This window comes from Streptomyces sp. NPDC059455, from assembly GCF_042750115.1.
Classification (GTDB): Bacteria; Actinomycetota; Actinomycetes; order Streptomycetales; family Streptomycetaceae; genus Streptomyces; species Streptomyces endocoffeicus.
The window spans coordinates 16,535-18,796 of sequence record NZ_JBHYVB010000007.1 but is presented as its reverse complement, the minus strand read 5'-3'; the positions used below and the strand labels follow the sequence as shown (position 1 = coordinate 18,796).

Annotated in this window: 1 protein-coding gene; it reads left to right on the top strand. The window is 72.6% G+C overall.

Features of this window, described 5'->3' with window-relative positions; translation table 11 throughout:
* The first annotated feature begins 227 nt into the window (after window positions 1-227).
* Window positions 228-2,135: an MFS transporter gene (locus ACFXB5_RS03925; protein ID WP_385202085.1), complete on the top strand. Its 1,908-nt coding sequence runs from the start codon at window positions 228-230 to the stop codon at window positions 2,133-2,135.
* Window positions 2,136-2,262 lie beyond the last annotated feature (127 nt).

Here is a 2,262-nt window from a genome sequence, read left to right as displayed (position 1 = left end):
CGCCGCTAAACTCCCCCTCTTCGGACGCCCCGAGAGGAAAGGGGACTCGGGGGCCGGTGGGGAGGGGCCCCCGCCCCCACCCGCGCCGGGGCCCGAGCCGGATCGGGGCCGCCCGAGCGTGCTAGCGTCGATGGGTCCCCGGCCTGGACCCACCGCGGAACCGGAGTGATCCGGCGCGGGGTTGAGGACGATGGGGCAGACCTCGGGGGAAGACGGGGAGAGCCGCAGTGACCACCGTGGATCCGACACGGGCCGATGAAAGCGGGAGCTCGGAGGAGAGCACCGCCGCACGAATACGCGTACCCACACAGCGCTGGCCTGCCGAGCCGACCGGCCCGGCAGAGGCGGAGGCGGGACGCGAGAGCGGCCAGGCCGCTTCGGGCGGGCTGCTCCAGCGCGCCAGAACGGCGGCCCTGCGCCATCCGGTTCTGACCGCCCTGGCCGCCGCCGCGCTGCTGCATCTGGTGTGGGTGGCGCTGCTCGCGAACAGCGGCGGTGATCTCGCCGCGCAGGACGCCTGGGCGGAGTTCGCCCTCCAGCACCCGGACCTGGCGTACAACCTGGCCTGGTACGGCGGGATGCACCCGGTCTCGTACAGCGTCATCTCGCCATATCTGATGGCGGTCCTCGGGGTCCGCTCGACGATGATGATCGCGGGGACGCTGTCCGCCGGGCTGCTCGCGTTGCTGCTGGTGCGCAGCCGTGCCGTACGGCGGCCGATGTGGCCCGCCATGTACGGCGCGTTCGCGCTGACCTGCAACGCCATCTCGGGCCGGGTGACCTTCGGGCTCGGCGCGATGTTCGGGCTCGCGGCCGTCGCCGTGATCTTCGCCTGGCCCCGGCGGTGGCGCTCCCGGCGCTGGCACCACAAGACCGGACGGTTCGTCCTGGCCGCCGTGCTGTCGGCGCTGGCGACCATGTCCAGTCCGGTGGCCGGTCTGTTCGTGGGCGTCGTGGCCGCCGGGCTGTGGCTGACCAAGCGGCGCCCCGCCGCGTACGCGCTCGGGATCACCCCGATCGTGGTGGTCGGCCTGTCGGCGTGGCTGTTCCCCTTCTCCGGTGAGCAGCCGATGGGCATCGGGTCGGTGATCCTGCCGTTCATCGCCGGTGCCGCCACGCTGATGTGTGTGCCGCGCAGGTGGTCGACGGTGCGGGTCGGGGCCGGGCTCTACTGTCTGGGAGTGGTGCTCACCTGGGTGATTCCCTCCCAGATCGGTACCAATATCTCCCGGCTCGGCATGGTCTTCGGGGGTGTGGTGCTGATCGCCGCGCTGCCCGCGGTGCGCAAGCCACCGCGCGCCGAGCTGCGCACGACGCGCGCGGGCCGCCGCTGGACCGTTCTGGTGCTGGCGCTCGCGACCGTCACGGTGTGGCAGGGGGTCAAGACCGCCGACGATGTGATCCACACCGCCCCCTCGGCGTCCTGGGCCCGTGAGCTGGCGCCGCTGGTCGACCGGCTCAAGCGGGAGCAGGCCGACCGGGGCCGGGTCGAGGTGGTTCCGGTGCGCAGCCACCGCGAGTCCTCCGCGCTCGCCCCGTACGTCAATCTGGCGCGCGGCTGGAACCGCCAGCGCGATCTGGACCGGAACCCGATCTTCTACGGAGAGGACACCCTCACCCCGGTCACCTACCACGAATGGCTCAAGCGCTGGGCGGTGCACTTTGTGGTGCTGCCCGCGGACGACCCGGACACCGCGGCGGAGAAGGAGTCCGAGCTGCTCGGCACCGAGCTGCCGTATCTGCGCCAGGTCTGGGCGGACGAGAACTGGAAGCTGTACGAGGTCAAGGACCCGACGCAGATCGCCGACCCGCCCGCCACCGTGCGGCGCGCGGGCGCCGACCAGCTGGTGCTGTCAGTCCAGGCCAAGGGCCCGGTGCTCATCCGCATCCCGTACTCGCCGTGGCTGGGCCTGGTGGACAAGGACGGGCACAGCGTCCAGGCCCCGAAGGGGGAGGACGACCGGCTGCCGATCAACCGCGAGGGCTGCCTCACCAAGCAGACCGAGGGCGGGGAAGAGGGCCAGCCGGAGGACGAGTGGACGGTGCTGCACGCCCCCCGGCCCGGCATCTACCGCATAACGGGCAAGTACCAGCTGCCGCGCGGCACGCCCTGCCCGGACGAGATGGCGCCCTGAACCCGGCCGGTGGCTGACCGGTTTCCCGGCCCGGTCAGCCGCGGCCCGGTTTCCGGTCAGCCGCGGCCCCGCTTCCCGAGCCGGGGCCGCCGCCGACCGTAGACCGACACGGATGGTCGGGGGGTTA